Origin of the sequence: Amycolatopsis sp. 3B14, assembly GCF_050958625.1 — a bacterium.
GTDB lineage: Bacteria > Actinomycetota > Actinomycetes > Mycobacteriales > Pseudonocardiaceae > Amycolatopsis_E > Amycolatopsis_E thermoflava.
Genome location: NZ_JBHZEN010000017.1, coordinates 97,854 through 118,401 on the forward strand (window position 1 = coordinate 97,854; position 20,548 = coordinate 118,401).

Genomic DNA, 20,548 nt, shown 5'->3' on the forward strand with positions numbered 1-20,548 from the left:
GCGCCCGCCGTCGATCGGCGGGCGCCGCTACAGACCGACGCGCCGGTAGAGGCCGCCGACCTCGTCGCGGTTGAGCTTGCGGATCGTGCCCGGCTTGCCGTTGCCCAGCTGCACGTCGCCGATCGCCGTGCGCACCAGTTTGCGCACCGGGAACCCGACCTCGGCCAGCAGGCGCCGCACGATGTGCTTGCGGCCCTCGTGCAGCACGATCTCCAGCAGGGTGCGCCCGCCCATGCTGTCCTTGACCCGGAAGGCGTCGACGCGCACCGGGCCGTCCTCCAGCACGATGCCCTCCTTGAGCTCCTTGCCCAGGCCCCGCGGCACCCTGCCGTCGACCTCCGCCAGGTAGGTCTTGGGCACGTGGTAGGAGGGGTGCATCAGCCGGTGCGCGAGGTCGCCGTCGTTGGTGAGCAGCAGCAGGCCCTCGGTGTCGGCGTCGAGGCGGCCGACGTGGAACAGCCGCTCGCTGCGGTCGCGCACGTAGTCGCCGACGCACGGGCGGCCCTGGTCGTCGTACATCGTGGTGTGCACGCCGCGGGGCTTGTTCAGCGCCAGGTGGATCAGGTCCTCGCGGAGGATGACCCGGGTGCCGTCGACGTGGATCACGGCACTGTCCGGGTCGACGCGCCGGCCGAGCTCGCGGACCACCTTGCCGTCGACGCTCACGCGGCCCTGCACGATCAGGTCTTCGGCGGCGCGGCGCGAGGCCACGCCCGCCTTGGCGAGCACCTTCTGCAGGCGCACGCCCTCGGCTTCGGGCTCAGATGTCATCGATGGAGTCCACTTCCGGCAACAGGGGGGCGATCGGCGGCAGGTCGGTCAGCGACGACAGGCCCAGCCGCTCGAGGAACAGTTCGGTCGTCACGTACAGGGTGCCACCCGTCTCGGGGTCGGCGCCGTTCTCCTCGATGAGACCGCGGGCGAGCAGGGTGCGGATCACACCGTCGACGTTGACGCCGCGCACGGCCGCGACGCGGGAACGCGTGACGGGCTGCCGGTAGGCGATGACGGCGAGAGTCTCCAGCGCCGCCCGGGTCAGCTTGGAGCGCTGCCCGTCCAGCAGGAGCTTTTCGACGAAGGGCGCGTAGGTGTCGCGGGTGTAGAGCCGCCACCCCTCGCCGGCCCGGCGCAGGTCGATGCCGCTGCCGCGCTCGGTGAGCTCGGCCGCCATGACCTGCAGGGTCTGCGTCACGCGCGGCTCGGGCTGGCCGAGCGCGCTCGCGAGCGCCTCCTCGCTGACCGGCGAGTCGACGACCAGCAGGAGCGCTTCGAGCGCCGCGGCCAGCGCGGAGTGCTCGGTGAGGTCCGGAAGCCCGTCCCCCACCGCGACGAGGTCCTCGTCGGGCTCCTCCGGGTAGTCCGGCAGGGGCGCGTCCTCCGGAGGCAGGGTGGCTTCGCCGGACGCCTGCTCGGCCCCAGGCTCCTCGGCCTCGGCGGAGGGAGGCTCCGCGCTCTCCGCGGAAGGCGCCGCGCCGGCCTCCTTAGGAGGCGCGCCGTCCGCATCGGGCGCGGACGGCGCCTCCTCCGCCGCTACCTCAGGCTCCACGGCCTCGGCCTCAGGCTCCACGGCCTCGGCCTCCGCCACCTCAGGCCGGGGCTCCGCGGGTTGTGCCGCAGGCGCGGCGTCCGCCTCCGCATCGGGCGCGGGCGCCTCCTCGGAAGGCGATCCACCATCGGCGGGCTCCTGCTCAGCAGCAAGCGTCTCGGCCTCGCGTGCCGGCTCCGCCTCCGCCACGTCACCCGGCTCGGCGCCGGGCGCCGAGGGCACCTCGCCCTGCGCGGCCACCTCGCCCTCGGGCCGGGCCGGTTCCTGTTCGGGACTCACCCGTACTCCTCTTCCTCGACGCGGGCCCGGTCCGCCTCGGCGGCGGCCTCGGCCTCCGAGACCGATCCACCGGTCCACCGCACCCGCAGCATCGTCAGCGGCTCGTCCTGCTCGAACTGCACACTGGACTCGCGGTAGAGCTCCAGCAGCGCCAGGAACCGGGCCACCACCTCGACCGTGTGCTCGCAGTCCTCGACCAGCTCGGTGAACGTCGCCTCGCCCCGCGAGGCCAGCTTCAGCCGCAGCAGCGCCGCGTGCTCCCGCACGGACACGCGGTGCGCGTGGATGTGGTCCAGCGACACCGTGGGCGGCGGCTTGGGCCGGAACACCGCCAGCGCGATCTCCGCCAGCTTGTCCGCGTCCACCCCGAGCGTCACCTCGGGCAGCAGCCCGACGTAGCGCTCCTCCAGCGACACCGACCGCGGGTACCGCCGCAGCGCCCCGGCCTCCAGCTCCGCGAACAGCGCCGCGACCTGCTTGTACGCCCGGTATTGCAGCACCCGGGCGAACAGCAGGTCCCGCGCCTCCAGCAGCGCCAGGTCGTCCTCGTCCTCGACCTCGGCCGCGGGCAGCAGCCGCGCGGCCTTCAGGTCGAGCAGGGTCGCCGCGATGACCAGGAACTCCGTCACCTCGTCCAGGTCCCACTCCGGCCCCAGCGCCCGCGTGTAGGCGATGAAGTCGTCGGTGACCTGGTGCAGCGCGACCTCGGTGACGTCGAGCTGGTGCTGCGAGATCAGCTGCAGCAGCAGGTCGAACGGCCCCTCGAAGTTGTCCAGGCGGACCTTGAACTTCGGTGCCGCGGAATCCTCGACGGGCTGGGCCCCGTCGACCGGAGCCCCGTTCTCGCTCACGTCCCGGCGGCTTCCTCGGAGTCGAGGCCGCCCTCACGGAGGCGGCGCACCAGCACCGAGTCGGCGCCGTGTTCGTCGAAGTCCGCCAGCAGCACCGCCACGGCCTCCCGCACGAGACGGCCGCGGTCGATGGCCAGGCCGTGCTGGGCCCGCAGGCTCAGCCGCGCCTGCTCCATCGCGACCAGCTCGTCGCCGGAGACGTAGACGGTGATCTTCGAATCGTGCTTCTGACGTCCGCTGCCGCGCCGCCCGGCGGCGCTGCGCTCCAGCTGCTCGCGGTGCCCGGAGTTCTGCCCGTTGCCCGGCCGCTGCGCCTCCGGGCGCTGCGGGGCGGGCGTGGGCGGTGCGGGCACGTCGAGGGCCGGGCTGCTGGTCAGGCGGAAGAGTTCCGAAGCCCCGGGGAGGGAGGCTCGCCTGCTCACCGAGCGATCACCTCGCGCGCCAGCGCGCGATACGCCTGCGCGCCGGCGGACTTGGGGGCCCAGCGGGTGATGGGCTCACCGGCCACGGTGGTCTCCGGGAACCGCACGGTGCGGTTGATCACCGTGTCGAACACGGTGTCGCCGAAGGCCTCCACGACCCGCGCCATGACCTCCCGTGAGTGGAGGGTCCGCGGGTCGAACATCGTGGCCAGGATGCCGGTGATATCCAGTTTGGGGTTCAAGCGTTCGCGTACCTTCTCGATCGTGTCGATCAACAAAGCCACGCCACGCAAGCTGAAGAACTCGCACTCCAGCGGGATGATCACGCCGTCGGCGGCCGTGAGCGCGTTCACCGTGAGCAACCCGAGCGATGGCTGGCAGTCGACCAGAACATAGTCGTACTCCGAGATGAGGGGTTGCACGACCCGGAGCAACGTGTGCTCGCGCCCCACCTCGGCGACCAGCTGCACCTCGGCGGCGGACAGGTCGATGTTGCTCGGCAGCAGGTCCATGCCCTCGACACTGGTGTGCCGCAGGATGTCCTGCGCGGTCACCGACCGCTCCATGATCGCGTTGTAGACCGTCTGGTCCAGCTCGTGCGGCTGCACGCCGAGGCCCACCGACAGCGCGCCCTGCGGGTCGAAGTCCACCAGCAGCACCCGGCGGCCGTACTCGGCGAGCGCGGCGCCCAGGTTGATCGTCGACGTGGTCTTGCCGACCCCGCCTTTCTGGTTGCACATGGCCAGCACCGTGGCCGGGCCGTGCTTGTCCAGCAGGGGCGGTTCGGGAATCTCACGCAACGGTCTGCCGGTCGGGCCGAGCTTGGGCTTGCCGTTCGCTTCGGCGCCCACGGCCACGACAGAGTCCACGATGTCGGGCTCCCCCTCTGTCGCGATGGTCAGGTTGTCGAGGTTCGCGGCGGCCGATGCGGCCGAGACCGATCTGGTCGAGGGCTGCGGTGTCGACATGGCGCGAAACTCCTCGTTCGACGGGTTGGCCGCAGCCTATTCGGCGAGCCGTTTGTCGCCAAAGCAACTCGCCGGAGGCGATCAGGTCAACCCAGCGCCCGAGGATGGGCCGTAGCATATACCTCACGCAGAGTGTTCATCGTGACCAGGGTGTAGACCTGTGTCGTGGTCACCGAAGCGTGGCCTAGCAGCTCTTGGACCACCCGGACGTCCGCTCCGCCCTCCAGCAGGTGGGTCGCGAAACTGTGACGCAGCGTGTGCGGCGACACGCCGGTGGAGATCCCGGCGCGCTCGGCGTTGGTCTTGAGGACCTGCCACGCGCTCTGCCGGGACAGCCGGGTCCCCCTGGCGTTGAGGAACAGCGCCGCGGTGCCCCGGCCGCGCAGAGCCAGCACCGGGCGGGCGCGCACCAGGTAGGCCTCCAGCGCCTCGACCGCGGGACGGCCGATCGGCACCAGCCGCTGCTTGCCGCCCTTGCCGTCGAGCAGGACAGTGCGCTCCTCGCGGTCGACGTCGTCGAGGTCGAGCCCGACGGCCTCGGAGATCCGGGCCCCGGTGGAGTACAGCAGCTCCAGCAGCGCCCGGTCGCGCAGCGGCCGCTCCCCCTCGGCGGGCGGCATCGCCAGCAGCCGCAGCACGTCGTCCACCGGCAGCGCCTTGGGCAGCCGCTTCGCCGGCGCCGGGGGCCGCACCTCGCGGGCCGGGTCGTCCTCGGTCAGCCCGTCGAGGTGCGCGAAGCGGTGCAGCCCGCGCACCGCGACCAGCGCCCGCGCCGCCGAGGACGCGGCCAGCGGCGGGTGCACCTCGTCGCCCTCGCGCAGCGCCGCGCCGAACCCGGTCACGTCGGATTCGGTGACGCGCCGGAAGTCCCGCACCCCGGCCCGCTCCAGGTACCGCAGGTACCGGCGCAGGTCGCGGGCGTAGCTGTCCAGGGTGTTGCGTGCCGTCCCGCGCTCCACGGCGAGATGATCGAGATAGGCCGTGACCACCTCGGCGGCCGGCAGAACATGCACGCCGACACCCTAGAGCGTGCCGTCAGGAAATGCGATCGGCGAACCTCGTCGGCCGGTCCCGCCACGGCGCGTCCGACGGCCGCGACGGCGCGCCGTCGTGGACGACCGCGTGCGCGGCGAGCACCCCGCCGACGGTCGCGCCGTTGACGATCTCCCCGGACAGCGCCATCCGCACCGCCTCGGCCAGCGGCACCCGGTGCACCACCAGGTCGGCCTCCTCGTCGCCGTGGACGTCCCGGTCGACCGCCGTCAGGTCGCGCGCCAGGAACACCCGCACGACCTCGTCGGTGAACCCGGGCGAGGCGGCCACGTCGACCAGCGTCTCCCACCGCGCGGCGGCGAGCCCGGCCTCCTCGGCCAGCTCGCGCCGCGCGGCCTCGACCGGGTCCTCCCCGGCGTGGTCGAGCAGCCCGGCGGGCAGCTCCCAGATCCGCCGTCCCAGCGGGTGCCGGTACTGGTGGACCAGGGTGACCGCGCCCTCGTCGTCGACCGCGGCGATCGCGACCGCGCCGAGGTGTTCCACCACCTCGCGCTTGGCGGTGCCGCCGCCGGGCATCGCGACCTCGTCGATCCGCAGCCCGACCACGCGTCCGATGTGGACGTCCTTGCTGGACACCACCCGGAAGTCGTGCTCGCCGGGGGCGGTCAATGCGCGCTCACGGTGGGCTCGGGCAGCTCGACCGGCAGCCGGTCCGCCGTGCGGTACCGGACGACGGCGTCGATGAACGCGTCGAACAGCGGGTGCGGCCGGGTCGGGCGGCTCTTGAGCTCCGGGTGCGCCTGGGTGCCCACGAAGAACGGGTGCACGTCGGCGGGCAGCTCGACGAACTCGACCAGGCGGTCGTCCGGCGAGGTGCCGGAGAAGACCAGCCCGGCGTCGGACAGCCGCTTGCGGTAGGCGTTGTTGACCTCGTAGCGGTGCCGGTGCCGCTCGGACACGTCGGTGCTGCCGTAGGCCTTCGCGACCTGCGAGCCGGGCTTGAGCTTGGCCGGGTAGGCGCCCAGCCGCATCGTGCCGCCCATGTCGCGCTCGCCGGCGACGACGTCCTTCTGGTCGGCCATCGTGGAGATCACCGGGTGCTCGGTGGTGTCGTCGAACTCGGCCGAGTTCGCGCCCTCGATGCCGGCCAGGTTGCGGGCCGCCTCGATGACCATGCACTGCAGGCCGAGGCACAGCCCGAGCACCGGGATGCCGCGGGTGCGGGCGTAGTGGATCGCGCCGATCTTACCCTCGATGCCGCGCACGCCGAACCCACCGGGCACCAGGACGCCGTCGACGTCGCCCAGCGCGGCGGCCGCGCCGGCCGGGGTGGTCGCGCGGTCGGAGGCGACCCACACGATCTCGACCTTGGCGCGGTGGGCGAACCCGCCCGCGCGCAGCGCCTCGGTGACCGACAGGTAGGCGTCGGGCAGGTCGATGTACTTGCCGACCAGCGCCACCCGGACGGTCTCGGACGGGTTGTGCACCCGGTCGAGCAGGTCGCCCCACACCGTCCAGTCGACGTCGCGGAAGGGCAGGCCGAGGCGGCGCACGACGTAGGCGTCCAGCGCCTCGCGGTGCAGCACCTTCGGGATGTCGTAGATCGACCGGGCGTCCGGGCAGGCGATGACGGCCTCGGTGTCCACGTCGCACATCAGCCCGATCTTGCGCTTGAGGTCCTCGGGCAGGTCGCGGTCGGCCCGGCACACCAGTGCGTCGGGCTGGATGCCGATGTTGCGCAGCGCGGCGACCGAGTGCTGCGTCGGCTTGGTCTTGAGCTCGCCCGACGGCGCCAGGTAGGGCACCAGCGACACGTGCAGGAAGAAGCAGTTGTCCCGGCCGATCTCGTGCCGCACCTGGCGGCAGGCCTCCAGGAACGGCAGCGACTCGATGTCGCCGACCGTGCCGCCGACCTCGGTGATGACCACGTCCGGCTGCTGCCCGGTCCCGTCGGACTCGGCGACCGCCATGATGCGGCGCTTGATCTCGTCGGTGATGTGCGGGATGACCTGCACGGTGTCGCCGAGGTACTCACCCCGGCGCTCCTTGGCGATGACCTCGGAGTAGACCTGGCCGGTCGTGACGTTCGCCGAGCCGGAGAGGTCCCGGTCGAGGAAGCGCTCGTAGTGGCCGATGTCCAGGTCGGTCTCGGCGCCGTCCTCGGTGACGAACACCTCGCCGTGCTGGAACGGGTTCATGGTGCCTGGATCCACGTTGAGGTAGGGATCCAGCTTCTGCATCGTGACCCGCAGGCCGCGAGAGGTGAGGAGCTGGCCCAGGCTGGAGGCCGTCAGGCCCTTGCCCAGGGAGGAGGCGACGCCCCCCGTGACGAAAACATACTTGGCTGTCCGCGGCTGAAGTCCCACGGGCTTCCACCTTATCGCACCGGCCCCCGGACGCTCGCTCGCCGCGCCCACGTAGTTCGATGGGTCACGTCAGACGTTCGCGCGTGAAAGAGGCACCGTGACCCAGCCCCCCGCTTCCCAGCCCACCTGGACCGCGCCGGTCGCGCCCGGCCCGCTCGACGCGACGGTGCGCGTCCCCGGCTCCAAGTCGATCACCAACCGGGCGTTCGTGCTGGCCGCGCTGGCCGGTGAGCCGACCCTGGTCCGCGCCCCGCTGGACTCCCGGGACGCCCGGCTCATGCTGGGCGCGCTGGAGTCGCTGGGCGGCGGCTGGGAGCGGCGCGGCGACGACGTGCTGGTCCGCCCGCTCGCCCACGGCTCGACCGAACCGGCGAACGTGGTGCTGGGCAACGCGGGCACGGTCGCGCGTTTCACGCCCGCGCTGGCCGGGCTGGGGTCGGCGCCGGTGACCTTCGACGGGGACGAGGCCATCCGCCGCCGCCCGATCGCGCCGCTGCTGGCCGCGCTGCGCGAGGCGGGCGCGGACATCGACGACGAGGGCCGGGGCGCGCCGCCGTTCACCGTCCGCGGGCACGGCGGCCTGCCCGGCGGGAAGGTCGACCTCGACTCCAGCGCCTCCAGCCAATTCCTGTCGGCGCTGCTGCTCGCCGGTCCCGCGTTCGAGGCCGGGGTGACGGTTCGGCTGACCGGCGGCACCCCGCCGAGTGAGCCGCACATCGCGATGACGCTGGACATGCTGCGCCGGTTCGGCGCGTCCCCGGAGCGGGACGGGCAGGAGTTCCACGTCGGTCCGGCGCGGCTGTCCTGCCCGGACTTCACGGTCGAGCCGGACCTGTCCACGGCGGCGCCGTTCGTGGTGGCCGCGGCGGCCGCGGGCGGCACGGTGCGCATCCCGGGCTGGCCGGAGTACTCCACCCAGCCGGGTGACTGGCTGCGCAGCCTGATGACCGAGCTGGGCCAGCGCGTGGAGCTCACCCCGGAGGGGCTGACCGTCACCGGAACGGGCGAAATCCCGGGGGCGCGGCTCGACCTGCACGAGGTGGGTGAGCTGACCCCGGTGATCGCCGCGCTGCTGTGCTTCGCCGACGGGCCGTCGGTCATCTCCGGCGTCGCGCACCTGCGCGGGCACGAGACCGACCGGCTGGCCGCGCTGGCGACCGAGCTGTCCGCGCTGGGCGCCGGGGTGACCGAGACCGCGGACGGCCTGGCGATCACCCCGGCCCCGATGCACGGCGGCGTGTTCCACACCTACGAGGACCACCGGCTGGTGATGGCCGGCGCGGTGCTCGGCCTGCGGGTGCCGGGTGTGGAGGTCGAGGACCCGGCGACGGTCGGCAAGACCTTCCCCGGGTTCACCACCGCCTGGGCGGGGATGCTCAGCTGACCACGTCGGCCAGACGGTCGACCTGGCCCGGGTCGGTGCCCCAGCAGTAGAGCATCAGCTCGTCGGCGCCGAGGTCCGCGAAGTGCTTGGCGGCTTCGCGGACCTGCTCCGGCGTGGTGAGCATGCGCTCGGCGGTCTGCCGCGCCCAGTCACCGGTGAAGCCGTAGTAGTCCAGGATCGCGGTGCGCGCTTCGTCCACATCGGACTCGAGTGCGACGTTGACCTGGGCGACCATGCGCGGGCGGCTGTCGCGGCCCGCGTCGGTCCAGAACCGCTCGACCTTGGCGAACAGGTCGCCGGCCCACTGCGGGGGCGCGGCGCACAGGAACCCGTCGCCGTGCCGGGCGATCCGCTGCAGGGCGGGGTCGGCGAAGGCGCCGAACAGGACCTCGGGACCGCCGGGAGTGGCCGGGGACGGCCCGATCCCTTCGGCGCCGGACCAGATCCGCCGCATGCGGGTCATCTGCTCGTCGAGGATCCGGCCACGCTGACGCGGGTCGGTGCCGGTGGCCTGGTGGTCGTCGGCGCGGCCGCCGACCCCGAGGCCGAGGGTGAAGCGGCCGCCGGAGAGCCGGTCCAGGGTGGCGGCCTGCTTGGCGAGCAGGGCGGGTTCACGCAGCGGCGCCAGCAGGACCTCGGTCTGCAGGCGGACGCGGGTGGTGGCGCCGGCGAGCACGGCGAGGGTGACCAGCGGCTCGGGGTTGTCGTAGACGATCCGGTCGAGCAGGCCGAGGGTGCGAAACGGGCCGTCGTCGGCGCGCCGGGCCCAGTCGGTGAGCTGTTCGGGGCTGCCGATGGGCAGGCCGAGGCCGAAGTGCATGAATTCCTCCAGAAAACGGGCATCACGAACTGACAGTGCCGCCCGCTCCGGACATTTCTCGCGGTGCTGCCTCTGCGGCTGTGGTTCGGTGGCAGGCACGGTCCCGTGGAGTACTTTCGATCTTAGCTCAAGATCATCTGGGGAAGGACTGGTTTTCATGACCGATCGCCGTTTCCGGTTCGGCCTGGTCACCGGGCAGCCGGGGCCCGCGAGCCACTGGGCGGGCCTGGCCCGTCGCGCCGAGGACCTCGGTTTCGACACGCTACTGGTGCCCGACGCGGCCGGGGTGCAGGCGTCGGTCCCGGCGCTGGCCGCGGTCGCCGCGTCGAGCTCCCGGCTGCGGATCGGCACGTTCGTGCTCGCCGCGCCGATGCACTCCCCCGGCCGCATCGCCTGGGAAACCGCGACGCTCGACCAGCTGTCCGAAGGCCGGTTCGAGCTGGGTCTTGGCGCGGGCCGCGGGGACGCCGGCGGCACGGCGGAGCTGCTGGGCGTGCCCTTCGGCAGCGCGGGCGAGCGGGTGCGGCAGGTGGGCGAGGCGATCCAGGCGGTGCGGAAGCTGTTCGCCGACGGCACGTTCAGGCCGGTGCAGCAGCCCGCGCCGCCGATCATGGTGGCGGGCGGCGGGACCCGGTTGCTGCGGCTGGCCGCCCAGGAGGCCGACATCGTGGCGGTGCACACCAGCAGCGAGGAGGAGCTGCGTGAGCGCCTGCCGGTGCTCCGGGAGGCGGCCGGCGCCCGCTTCGACGAGCTGGAGCTGAGCGTGAACGTGTTCGCCATCGGCGACGGCCCGCTCCCGGAGTGGATGCGGCAGTTCGGCATCGACCCGGCGGCGGCCAGGGACAACACGAACCCGGCGGTGCTGACCGGCGACACGGCGACGGTGGTGGACACGCTGCGCCGCCGCCGGGACGAGTTCGGGGTCTCGTACGTGACGATCAACGCCCACGCTCTGGAAGCGGCGATCCCGGTGGTCGAGGCCCTGGCCGGGACCTGATCGCCCAAGGCCTGATCACTCAGAGCCGCGCGGTATAGGTCGTTATACGCTGTCCGCCGGGAACGACCCGGCGGGCAGCGGCGGCGGTCAGCTCCCCGGCTGTGCCACCCCAGGCGCGGGCGACTGCGCGTTGCCCGCGATGCCGTACCGCCCGGTCCCGCCGTCCAGCTGTTCCTTGAGCGCCAGCACCGCGCTGATCCGCCCGGCCGCCGTGTTCGCGTTGTCCACAGTGGACAGGATGGACGTCGCCGAGGTGTCGGCCCGCACGAAGCCGATCGCGCCGGTGCCCTCGGCCGACGCCGGGTCGCCCGCGAGCACCGTGCCCGCGCCGGAGCGGTCCAGCTGCGCCGCGAACCGGGCCAGTGTCGCGGCCTTGTCGCCGGCCCCGTCGCCCGTCGCCTGGCCGCCGGTCAGCACCAGCGCCAGCTGGCCCGGCCCGATGCCCGGGCTGGCGTTGGCGAACCCGCCGTCCTGCAGGCCCGCGATCGCCGCGGCCAGTTCGTCCGTTGTGGACTGCGGCTGCGCGGTGTCCTTGTTGAGCAGCAGCACCGAACCGACCAGCGCACCGGCGAGCGTGCCCGGGTCACCCGCCGTCGGGAACGTCGAACCGGCCGGCTGCAGCCGGGTCACCACCTGGCGCAGCTGGTCCGCCTTCGCCGGATCGGTGAACGAGTCCGTGAGCTGCAGCTCCCCCGACACCCGCGCGCCGGAGGCCTCGATGAGCTGCCGCAGCGCGTCGCGGTCGGCCGGGTTCGCCTCCTGCGTCGTGACGAGCACGACCGAGCGGCGGTCCAGCGCGCCCGCGACGACCTTCGGGCCGAGCGAGCCGGCGAAGGCGTCCGCGTCGGACAGCCGCGCGTTGAGCGCGTTGCGCTGGGCCTCCAGGTCGGACACCTGCGACGCGAGCTTGCCCTTCTCGTCGGACAGCCCGGACAGGAGCGCCCCGTTCAGCGCCGTCGACCCGAGCACGACGCCGACGGCGAGCGCCAGGAACACCGCCGCGATCGAGACGATGTGGTACCGCAGAGAAATCACGTGAAGAGCCCCTTGACCCAGCTTGTGAAGGAATCCCAGGTGGAGCGCGCCCAGTCCAGGTACGCCCCGCCGACGTCGGACATGAGCAGCGCGACCGCGACCGCGACGAGCGCGGCGACGACGAGCAGCACCACCGCGCCCAGCGAGACGCGGCTGCGGTGCAGTGCGGCGACCGCCTTGCCGTCGACCAGGCGGGTGCCGAGCTTGAGCCGGGTCAGGAACGTCGACGGGTTCGACCCGGACCGGCCGTGGTCGAGGAACTCCCGCAGCGTCGCCTGGAACCCGACGGTGACGACCAGCCCGGCCTCGTGCGCGTCGGCGAGCAGCAGCGCCAGGTCCTCCGGGTTGCCGGACGCGGGGAACGTGACCGCGCCGATGCCCAGGTCCTGGATGCGCGCCACGCCCGGCGCGTGCCCGTCCGGCTGGGCCGGGACGACCACCTCGGCGCCGCACTTGAGCGTCTCGGCGTCGATGCCGAACGGGTCGCCGACGATGATGTCCGGCTGGTACTTCTGCGCGCGCAGAGTGTCCGCGCCGCCGTCCACGCCGATCAGCACCGGCCGGTGCTCGGCGATGTACTTCTTGAGCGCCTTGAGGTCCTCGGCGTGCCCCTTGCCCGGTGCGACGACCAGCACGTGCCGGTCGCGCAGCGGCACCCGCACCTCGGGCACGCCGACCCCGTCGAGGATGAGCGTGCGCTCGCGGCGCAGGAACTCGATGGTGTTGGCGGAGAAGGCCTCCAGCTGGGTGGACATCCCGGCCTTGGCCTCGATCATCTGGTCGGCGACGCTGTCCGGCGTCTGCTCGCTGCCGCTGGCGACGTGCCGGTCGCCGACGTAGACGCCGCCCTCGTGCAGCCGGATGCGGCTGCCGTCCTTGATGCGGCGCAGCACCTCGCCGCCGACGTTGTCCAGCAGCGGGATGCCGGCGTTCACCAGGATCTCCGGGCCCAGGTTGGGGAACCGGCCGGAGATCGACGGCGAGGCGTTGACCACCCCGGCGACCTCGGCCTCGACGAGCGCGTCGGCGGTGGCGCGGTCCAGGTCGATCTGGTCCAGCACCACGATGTCGCCGGGGCCGACGCGGCGGAGCAGGTCGCGCGTGCGCCGGTCCACCCGGGCGACGCCGACGATGCCGGGGAGGGCCTCGGTGTTGCGGTTGAGCAGACCGGGAAGCTTCATGCGTCCGATGGTGGCAAACGAAAGCCGGATGTCCGCTCGCAACACGCCGTGCACAATCCGGTTTCTCGGCGTGATCTCCCCGGTGGACCGGCGCGTGTGGACGGTCAGCGCTTGGTGCGCTTGCCGGTCTTCCGGCGCGGTTTCGCCGCCGCTTCCTTGTCCGCGTCGGCCACCGCGAGCAGTTCCTCCGCGTGCGCCCGCCCGGTCTCGGTGCTCTCCATCCCGGCGAGCATCCGCGCCAGCTCGACCACCCGCTCGGACTTGCGCAGCGTCTTGACGTCGCTGCGCGTGACGCCCTCCGCGGTGCCCTTGTCGACCACCAGGTGCCGGTCGGCGAACGCGGCCACCTGCGGCAGGTGGGTCACCACGAGCACCTGGTGGGTGCGCGCGAGGCGAGCGAGGCGCCGCCCGATCTCGATGGCCGCGCGGCCGCCGACCCCGGCGTCGACCTCGTCGAACACCAGCGTCTGCACGGTGTCGGCGTCGGCCAGCACGACCTCGATCGCGAGCATCACGCGGGACAGCTCACCGCCGGAGGCGGCCTTGTGCACCGGCATCGCCGGCGCGGCGGGGTGCGCCTTGAGCATCAGCTCGACGTCGTCGACGCCGGAGCCGCCCGCGTGCACCAGCTCGCCGTCCACCCGCAGCGCCTGGGGGTCGGACGCGTCGGTGGCCCGGCGCTTCACCGTCACCTCGATCTGGGCCTGGCCCATCGCCAGGCCGGACAGCTCCTCGGTGACCGCGCCGGCCAGCTCGGCTGCGGCGACGGTGCGTGCCGCCGACACCGCGGCGGCGTGCACGGCCAGCTGCGCGGCCAGCTCGTCCCGCCGCGCGGCCAGAGCCGCGAGCGCCTCCTCCGAGGTGTCCATCGACGCCAGGCGCGAGTTCGCGTCCTCGGCCCAGGCCAGGACGCCGTCGATGTCGGGCGCGTACTTGCGGGTCAGGGTCTTCAGCTCGGCCTGCCTGGCGAGGATCTGCTCGAGCAGTCCCGGGTCGGCGTCCAGCCCGTCGAGGTAGCCGCCCAGCTCGGCGCCGACGTCGTTGAGCAGCATCTCGGCCTCGGCCAGCCGCGGCTCCAGGTCGCGCAGGGCCGAGTCGTCCGCGCCGGCCAGCCGCCGCCGGGCCTCGCCGATCAGGCCGAGCGCGCCCGGCTGGTCCGGGTCGCCGTCGGCCGCGCCGGACACCGCGGCCTGCGCGCCGCTCGCCGCGGCCCGCAGCTCCTCGGTGGCGGTGAGCCGCTTGACCTGCTCGGCCAGCTCCGCGTCCTCCCCCGGCTTCGGGTCGACCGCGGCGATCTCGTCCAGACCGTGCTTGAGCAGGTCCGCCTGCTGCGCCATCTCACGGGAGCGGCTGGTGCGCTCCGTCAGCTCCGCGACCACCGCGAGCCACTCGTCGCGCACCTCCCGGTACTGGCGCAGCGGCTCGGCGACGTCGTCCCCGGCGAACCGGTCGAGCACCTCGCGTTGTTCGGAGGGGCGCAGCAGCCGCAGCTGGTCGTTCTGCCCGTGCACCGCCAGCAGACGGTCGGCCAGGTCGGACAGCACGCTCACCGGCACCGAGCGGCCGCCGAGGTGGGCGCGGGACCGCCCGTCGGCGCCCACCGAGCGCAGCGCGATGAGGCTGCCGTCCTCGTCGGTCTCGCCGCCCGCGTCGGCGACGATCCGGGCGACGTGACCGGCGAACACGCCTTCGAAACGTCCCTCGACGCTCGCCCGGCCGGAGCCGTTGCGGACCTTCGACGCCTCGGCGCGTCCCCCGGACAGCAGGTGCAGCCCGGTGACGACCATGGTCTTGCCCGCGCCGGTCTCGCCGGTGACCACGGTGAATCCCGGGTGCAGTTCGAGCAGGGCGTCCTCGATCACTCCGAGGCCCTGGATGCGCATCTCGGCCAGCACGGGACCACCGTAGCGGTCCGCTCCGACAATCCGCGGACGCCTCGCCTCAGCGCGCGTGCCGCTCCCGCCAGCTCTTGACGGGCAGCGAGAACTTGTGGACCAGCCGGTCGGTGAACGGGCCGGGGTGCAGGCGGGCCAGCCGGACCGGGACCTCACCGGCGACGACCTCGACCCTGGCGCCGCGCGGCAGGGCGATGTGCCGCAGCCCGTCGCAGGTCAGGACCGCGGGCGAGCCGTACGGGTCGACGCCGACGGTGATCACCGAGTCGCGCGAGACGACCAGCGGGCGGGAGAACATCGCGTGCGCGTTGCTGGGGACGACGAGCAGCGCCTCGACGTCGGGCCAGATCACCGGGCCGCCCGCGGAGAACGCGTAGGCGGTGGAGCCGGTCGGAGTGGCGCACAGCACACCGTCGCAGCCGAAGGCGGACACCGGCCTGCCGTCGACCTCGATGAGCGCGTCCAGGATCCGCTCGCGGGTGCTTTTCTCGACGCTGGCCTCGTTGAGCGCCCAGGTGCGGGCCACGACCCGGCCCTCGACCGACACCGTGACGTCGATCGTCATGCGCTCCTCGACGGTGTACTCGCGCGAGACGACCCGCCCGACGGTCTCGGTGAGCGCGTCCGAATCGGCCTCGGTGAGGAAGCCGACGCGGCCGAGGTTGACGCCCAGCACCGGCACCCCGGCGGGACGGGCCAGTTCGGCGGCGCGCAGCAGGGTGCCGTCGCCGCCGAGCACGAGCACCAGCTCGGCGCCGCGGGCGGGGTCGTCGCCGGGCGCGACGAGGGTGCACAGCTCGTCGAGGGAGTCGTGCTCGATCAGTTCCTTGACCTCGTCGTCGATGACGCGCAGCCCGATGCCGGCCTCGTCGAAGCGGGTGGCGACCTCGCGCGCGGCGTCCTTGGTCGTCTCGCGGTCGGGGTGCATGACCAGCAGCACCTCGCGGCGCTCGCTCACTGGGGCCCCTTCCCGACCGCGTCGCGGACCAGTTGCTCGACGTCCTGGTCCGGCGCCGGGTCGCGGCGCAGCCAGGCGAAGTACTCGACGTTGCCGGACGGTCCCGGCAGCGGGCTCGCGACCACGCCGTGCGGGTGCAGGCCCAGCCCGGCGGCGGCGTCCAGGACGTCCAGGACGGCACGGGCGCGCAGTTCCGCGTCCCGCACCACCCCACCGCTGCCGAGGCGTTCCTTGCCGACCTCGAACTGCGGTTTGACCATCGGGACCAGGTCGGCCTCCGCGGTCGCGCACGCGGCCAGTGCGGGCAGGACCAGGCGCAGCGAGATGAACGACAGGTCGCCGACCACGAGGTCGACGGGACCGCCGCACTGCTCGGGGGTGAGGTTGCGGACGTTGGTCTTGTCCAGCACGACGACGCGCTCGTCGGTCTGCAGCCGCCAGTCGAGCAGACCGCGTCCGACGTCGGCGGCGACCACCTGGGCGGCGCCGCGGCGGAGCAGGACGTCGGTGAACCCGCCGGTCGAGGCGCCGGCGTCCAGGCAGCGTTTGCCGTCCACGGACAGCCCGGACGGTTCGAAGGCCTCGAGCGCGCCGAGCAGCTTGTGGGCGCCGCGGGACGCCCAGCCCGGGTCGTCGGCGGCTTTCACCACGATCGGCGCGCCGGTCTCGACGCCGGTGGCCGGTTTGCTGGCGACCATGCCGTTGACGGTCACCTTGCCCTCGCTGATCAGCGTGCTGGCGTGTTCGCGGGAGCGGGCGAGGCCGCGGCGCACCAGTTCGGCGTCGAGGCGGGCCCTGCGGGGCATCGCCTCACACCTTGTCGATGCTGGACAGGGCGGTGGTGAGCTCGGCGTGCACGGCGTCGAAGCGCTCGACGTGCTCGGCGAGCGGGATGCGGTCCAGGTCGCCGAGCGCGGCCATGGCCTCCTCGATGCCGGCGCGCGGGTCCTGCTGCGGCGCGGCGGCCGGCGGCGGCCCGGGGACCGGCCGCGGGGGTTGCGGAGTCGGTTGGTGCTGCACGGTCACCACGCTAACGGATCGGTCGGCCGCCGGACGGCAGCCCCAGCTCCGCGAGGATTTTTCCGGCTCGGCCGTCCCCCGGCGCGATGGCCGTGACGCCGGTGTCCCAGGCGACGGCGCAGAGGGTGCGCAGCAGGGCCAGCGGGTCGCCGTCGCCGGTCACGACGAGGGTGTCCCCGTCGCGGCGGACGTCCCAGCCGGCCTGCGGGGCGACGCGCAGTTCGTCCGCGGGTTCGGTGAGGGCGCCGAGGTCGGCGCCCAGGTAGGTCGGCCGTTCGGCGGGGACCGCGGTGACGAGGGTGGCGGGGGTCGCGACGCCGGTGAGCACGCACAGCGAGTCCATGCCCGCGGTGACGGCGCCCGCGATGTCGGTGTCCAGCCGGTCCCCGATCGCCAGCGGACGGCTCGCGTTCGCCGACTTCGCGGCGGTGTGGAACAGCGGGGCCTCTGGTTTGCCCGCGACCTCGGGGGTGGCGCCGGTGGCCGTGCGCAGGGCGGCGACCATCGAACCGTTGCCGGGCAGCAGGCCGCGTTCGGTGGGCAGGGTGGTGTCGACGTTGCAGGCGACCCACAGGGCGCCGCCGCGGATGGCGACGCACGCCTCGGCGAGGTCGGCCCAGCCGGTGGCGGGGTTGTGGCCCTGCACGACGGCGGCGACGTCGTCCCCGGCTTCGCGCACGGGCCGGAGCCCGGCGGCGGTGATCTCGCCGGCGAGGGCATCGGTGCCGACGACGAGGACGACCGCGCCGGCGGGCAGCCGTTCGCCGAGCAGCCGGGCCGCGGCCTGGGCGCTGGTGCTGACCTCGTCCGGGGTGGCGTCGATGTCCAGCGCGCGGAGGTGGTCCGCGACGTCCCCGGGCGCCTTGGAGGCGTTGTTGGTGACGAAGCGGACCGCGGCGCCCTGGTCGCGCAGCTGCCGGATGGCCTCCGCGGCCCCCGGGATGGGCCGGGGGCCGTGGTAGACGGTTCCGTCGAGGTCGAACAGGAACGCGTCGTAGGCGGCCTGGAGGGCGTCAGCCATTCGCGAGCTCCGCGGCGCGTTCGGCGGCGTCGGTCTCGTCCTCGGTGTCGGCCTCGGCGGCGTGCAGGAACCAGCGGAGGGCTTCCTCGGTGCGGTCGGCCGCGACGAGGTTGTCCGCGTAGGCGTAGAACAGCCGGGCGCTCCACGGGTCGCGCTTGCGCGGGTCGAGGTCGTCGCCCTGGAGGGAGACCACGGCGGCGTCCACCTGGCCGAGGTCGCGCCGCGCCCCGGCGGCGACGATCTTCAGCTCGATCTCGACGTCGCGCGGGAGCTTGCGGCCCTGCATCTCCTTGGCGAGGTCGAGGGCCCGCTCGGGGCGGCCGAGGGCGCGCTCGGCGTCGGCGATGACGGCGATGTGCTGGTCGGTGTGGGTCATCCGGCGCACGGCCCGCAGCTCCGCGAGGGCTTCCTGCCAGCGGCCGGCGTGGTAGGACACCAGGCCGAGCGCCTCGCGGACGATCGGGATCCGGGAGGCGCGGGTCTTGGCGTACTTGGCGTGCGCCAGGGCGGCCTCGGGGTCGGTGTCGATGAGGTTGCCCGCCGCGACGAGGTGCTTGCCCACGGTCTCGGCGAGCGACTTCGGCAGGGAGCGGAGCTCGCGCCGGACGTCCGGGTCGAGGTCGCTGTACTCGATGTCCTCCGGCAGTTCCGGGGCTTCGAGCAGTTCCCGCGCGAGGGCCGCGTCGTCGAGGTCCCGGCCACCCCGCTTGCCCCGGCGGTCGTCGAAGGACCTGCGCTCCTCGCGGCGCGCGTCGCGGAACTCGGCGTCGGCGATCTCGACATCGTCCTCACGGGCGACGGGCGCGGCCACCCGCTCGATGGTCTCGTCCTCGTCGAAGCCGTCCGCGATGTCCGCGTCGTCGGCGGCGGCGATCTCGACGTCGTCCGCACGGGCGGCCAGCTCGACGGTTTCGTCCTCGCCGAGGCTGTCCGCGGCGTTTTCGTCGGGGAGGTTCGCGCCGCCCTCTCCGGGCCTGCCCGCCGCATCCTCGTCGGTGATGCCGGCGCCGTCATCGGGCCTGTCCGTGTCGGCGCTTCCGTCCAGGGTGTCCGCGGCGCGGTCCTCGGAGGTGCTGTCGTCACTGGCAGCGCCGGTAGCGTCCACGAGGTCGGCGCCGGTCGCGTCCGCCTGAGCGGCGATCTCGCCCTCGCTGATCGCGTCGGCCTCGGAGTTCAGGGCCGGAGCCTCGTCCAGCCGCTCCTCCGCTGTTTCCGCGGCAGCCTCGGACCGTTCGTCGCGCTTCCAGCCCGGCCGGTCGCCCCGGTCGAACTTGCCGCGCGTCCCGCCGGAGCCGCGGTCGTCGAACCGGCGCCCGCCCGACCGGGTGTCGTCGCGGCGCGGCCCGGAACGGTCGTCGTCCCGCTTGCCGTAGCCGCCGCCACGCCGGTCGTCGTCGCGCTTCCAGCCCGGCCGCTCCCCACGACGCTCGTCGAACGAGCGGCCACCGCGCTGCTCGTCGCGGTGCCCCTCGAAAGAACGACCGCCACGGTTGTCGAACGAACGCCCACCGCGGTTGAAGTCGCGGCGCTCGCCACCACGGCCCTCGGAAGAGCGGCCACCGCGGTCGAAGTCACGACGCTCGTCGCGGCCCTCGGCGGACCGGCTGCCACGGTCGAAGTCGCGGCGCCCCTCGAAGGAGCGGCCACCGCGCTGATCGTCACGCCCGCCACGGTTGTCGAACGAGCGCCCGCCGCGCTTGTCGTCCCGGTTCCAGCCGCCGCGCCCCTCGGAGGGACGACCCCCGCGGTTGTCGAACGAACGCTCACCGCGGTTGAAGTCCCGGCGCTCACCGCCACGGCCCTCGGCGGGCCGGCCACCACGCCTGTCATCCCGCCCGCGGTCGTCACGGTTCCAACCACCGCGGCTCTCGGACGAACGCCCGCCACGGTTGTCATCGCGGTTCCAGCTGCCACGTCCCTCGGACGGGCGGCCGCCACGGCTGTCATCGCGGCTCCAGCCGCCCCGCCCCTCGGACGAGCGGCCCCCGCGGTTGTCATCACGGCTCCAGCCGCCACGCCCCTCAGAGGGGCGGCCGCCGCGGTTGTCGAACGAGCGCTCGCCGCGCTTGTCGTCCCGGTTCCAGCCGCCGCGCCCCTCGGAGGAGCGCTCACCACGCCGGTTGTCGGACGAACGGTCGCCACGCTTGTCGTCACGGCTCCAGCCACCGCGGCCCTCGGACGGACGGCCCCCGCGGTTGTCATCGCGGTTCCAGCCGCCCCGCCCCTCGGAGGAGCGGCCGGCGCGGTTGTCGTCGCGGTTCCAGCCACCACGCCCTTCGGAGGTGCGGCCGCCACGGTTGTCATCCCGGTTGCCGCCACCGCGTCCCTCGGACGGGCGCCCCCCGCGGTTGTCATCGCGGTTCCAGCCGCCGCGGCGGTTTTCGTCTCGGTTCCAGCCCGGGCGGTCGCCGCGCCGGTCGTCGGCGCCGCGGTTGTTCCCGCGGCGGTCGTCGTCGCGGTTCCAGCTCGAGCGGTTGCTCTCGCCGCCTCGGCGGTCGCCGAAGTCGCGTCCGCCGGATCGTTTGTCGTCCTGCCGGCCATATCCGCCCGACCGGCCACCCTGTCCCGCCTTGCCTCGCGGGGTGCCTCGCTGCGCTCCCGATCGTCCTGCGCCGGGAGCCGTATCGCGGCGCCGGGGGCGATCGGATGCAGCGCCGTCGAAGTCGCGCCGCCCGAAGTCCGCCACCTGGGCCTCCTCTTTCTAGGTTGTGAAGATCAGAAAACGCACCAAAGGCCCGTCAGGCGAGCCAATCGGCTATCCTAACGGGCCCTTGGGAAAGGGTGTTCGGCAGTGTCCTACTCTCCCACACCC

The 20,548-nt window shown here is 73.6% G+C and carries 19 protein-coding genes; 2 read left to right on the forward strand and 17 right to left on the reverse strand.

Translation table 11 applies throughout. The features are described 5' to 3' along the window. Window positions 1-27 precede the first annotated feature (27 nt). The 8 genes from ACCP09_RS09690 to ACCP09_RS09725 all read right to left on the reverse strand — a co-directional run bounded on the left by ACCP09_RS09690 (window position 28) and on the right by ACCP09_RS09725 (window position 7,425). Window positions 28-771 (reverse strand): pseudouridine synthase, encoded by a 744-nt coding sequence (locus ACCP09_RS09690; protein ID WP_433745110.1) that lies wholly within the window; start codon window positions 769-771, stop codon window positions 28-30. After that, window positions 761-1,825, reverse strand: a complete 1,065-nt coding sequence (scpB, locus tag ACCP09_RS09695; protein ID WP_433745113.1) for an SMC-Scp complex subunit ScpB — start codon at window positions 1,823-1,825, stop codon at window positions 761-763. The genes ACCP09_RS09690 and scpB overlap by 11 nt, the downstream gene beginning before the upstream one ends. Then, window positions 1,822-2,676 (reverse strand): segregation and condensation protein A, encoded by an 855-nt coding sequence (locus tag ACCP09_RS09700; RefSeq protein ID WP_027930640.1) that lies wholly within the window; start codon window positions 2,674-2,676, stop codon window positions 1,822-1,824. The genes scpB and ACCP09_RS09700 overlap by 4 nt, the downstream gene beginning before the upstream one ends. Further along, entirely contained in the window at window positions 2,673-3,098 is a 426-nt protein-coding gene (locus ACCP09_RS09705; RefSeq protein ID WP_026153074.1) for a hypothetical protein, read from the reverse strand. Before ACCP09_RS09705 ends, ACCP09_RS09700 begins: the two co-directional genes overlap by 4 nt. Then, entirely contained in the window at window positions 3,095-4,066 is a 972-nt protein-coding gene (locus tag ACCP09_RS09710) for a ParA family protein (RefSeq protein ID WP_123682603.1), read from the reverse strand. Before ACCP09_RS09710 ends, ACCP09_RS09705 begins: the two co-directional genes overlap by 4 nt. 86 nt (window positions 4,067-4,152) lie before the next feature. After that, a complete protein-coding gene (gene xerD, locus ACCP09_RS09715; RefSeq protein WP_027930642.1) occupies window positions 4,153-5,055 on the reverse strand; it encodes a site-specific tyrosine recombinase XerD in 903 nt (300 codons plus the stop codon). A gap of 46 nt (window positions 5,056-5,101) precedes the next feature. Continuing rightward, on the reverse strand, window positions 5,102-5,728 hold the full coding sequence (locus ACCP09_RS09720; protein ID WP_027930643.1) for an NUDIX domain-containing protein: 627 nt from the start codon (window positions 5,726-5,728) through the stop codon (window positions 5,102-5,104). Next, window positions 5,725-7,425 (reverse strand): CTP synthase, encoded by a 1,701-nt coding sequence (locus ACCP09_RS09725; protein WP_017982010.1) that lies wholly within the window; start codon window positions 7,423-7,425, stop codon window positions 5,725-5,727. The genes ACCP09_RS09720 and ACCP09_RS09725 overlap by 4 nt, the downstream gene beginning before the upstream one ends. A 97-nt stretch (window positions 7,426-7,522) precedes the next feature. On the opposite strand from ACCP09_RS09725, the gene aroA reads away from it, so the two are divergent. Beyond that, window positions 7,523-8,809 (forward strand): 3-phosphoshikimate 1-carboxyvinyltransferase, encoded by a 1,287-nt coding sequence (gene aroA / locus ACCP09_RS09730; RefSeq protein WP_123682604.1) that lies wholly within the window; start codon window positions 7,523-7,525, stop codon window positions 8,807-8,809. Here aroA and ACCP09_RS09735 read toward each other — a convergent pair. Next, entirely contained in the window at window positions 8,802-9,629 is an 828-nt protein-coding gene (locus ACCP09_RS09735; protein WP_433745120.1) for an LLM class flavin-dependent oxidoreductase, read from the reverse strand. The two genes, aroA and ACCP09_RS09735, sit on opposite strands and share 8 nt — an antisense overlap. A gap of 157 nt (window positions 9,630-9,786) precedes the next feature. Between ACCP09_RS09735 and ACCP09_RS09740 the strand changes: the two genes are divergently transcribed. After that, window positions 9,787-10,626 carry a TIGR03621 family F420-dependent LLM class oxidoreductase gene (locus ACCP09_RS09740; protein WP_431906139.1) on the forward strand — a complete coding sequence of 280 codons (840 nt, stop codon included), beginning with the start codon at window positions 9,787-9,789 and terminating at the stop codon, window positions 10,624-10,626. A gap of 87 nt (window positions 10,627-10,713) precedes the next feature. On the opposite strand, the gene ACCP09_RS09745 is transcribed toward ACCP09_RS09740, so the two are convergent. The 8 genes from ACCP09_RS09745 to ACCP09_RS09780 all read right to left on the reverse strand — a co-directional run bounded on the left by ACCP09_RS09745 (window position 10,714) and on the right by ACCP09_RS09780 (window position 20,422). Next, the gene (locus tag ACCP09_RS09745; protein WP_020420659.1) at window positions 10,714-11,661 is read right to left on the reverse strand and encodes a copper transporter; all 948 of its coding nucleotides are present in this window, start codon (window positions 11,659-11,661) and stop codon (window positions 10,714-10,716) included. Beyond that, on the reverse strand, window positions 11,658-12,842 hold the full coding sequence (steA, locus tag ACCP09_RS09750) for a putative cytokinetic ring protein SteA (protein ID WP_027930647.1): 1,185 nt from the start codon (window positions 12,840-12,842) through the stop codon (window positions 11,658-11,660). The genes ACCP09_RS09745 and steA overlap by 4 nt, the downstream gene beginning before the upstream one ends. A gap of 104 nt (window positions 12,843-12,946) precedes the next feature. Next, complete coding sequence (gene recN, locus ACCP09_RS09755) at window positions 12,947-14,737, reverse strand: DNA repair protein RecN (RefSeq protein ID WP_027930648.1); 1,791 nt, start codon at window positions 14,735-14,737, stop codon at window positions 12,947-12,949. Between the two features lie 46 nt (window positions 14,738-14,783). Further along, window positions 14,784-15,695: an NAD kinase gene (locus tag ACCP09_RS09760; RefSeq protein WP_017982001.1), complete on the reverse strand. Its 912-nt coding sequence runs from the start codon at window positions 15,693-15,695 to the stop codon at window positions 14,784-14,786. After that, window positions 15,692-16,501, reverse strand: coding sequence for a TlyA family RNA methyltransferase (locus ACCP09_RS09765; RefSeq protein WP_433745127.1), 810 nt, complete (start codon window positions 16,499-16,501; stop codon window positions 15,692-15,694). The genes ACCP09_RS09760 and ACCP09_RS09765 overlap by 4 nt, the downstream gene beginning before the upstream one ends. 4 nt (window positions 16,502-16,505) lie before the next feature. After that, on the reverse strand, window positions 16,506-16,715 hold the full coding sequence (locus ACCP09_RS09770) for a hypothetical protein (protein WP_027930649.1): 210 nt from the start codon (window positions 16,713-16,715) through the stop codon (window positions 16,506-16,508). 10 nt (window positions 16,716-16,725) lie between these two features. Further along, a complete protein-coding gene (locus ACCP09_RS09775) occupies window positions 16,726-17,736 on the reverse strand; it encodes an HAD-IIA family hydrolase (RefSeq protein ID WP_433745131.1) in 1,011 nt (336 codons plus the stop codon). Beyond that, window positions 17,729-20,422, reverse strand: a complete 2,694-nt coding sequence (locus tag ACCP09_RS09780) for a hypothetical protein (protein ID WP_433745134.1) — start codon at window positions 20,420-20,422, stop codon at window positions 17,729-17,731. Before ACCP09_RS09780 ends, ACCP09_RS09775 begins: the two co-directional genes overlap by 8 nt. Window positions 20,423-20,548: the final 126 nt, after the last annotated feature.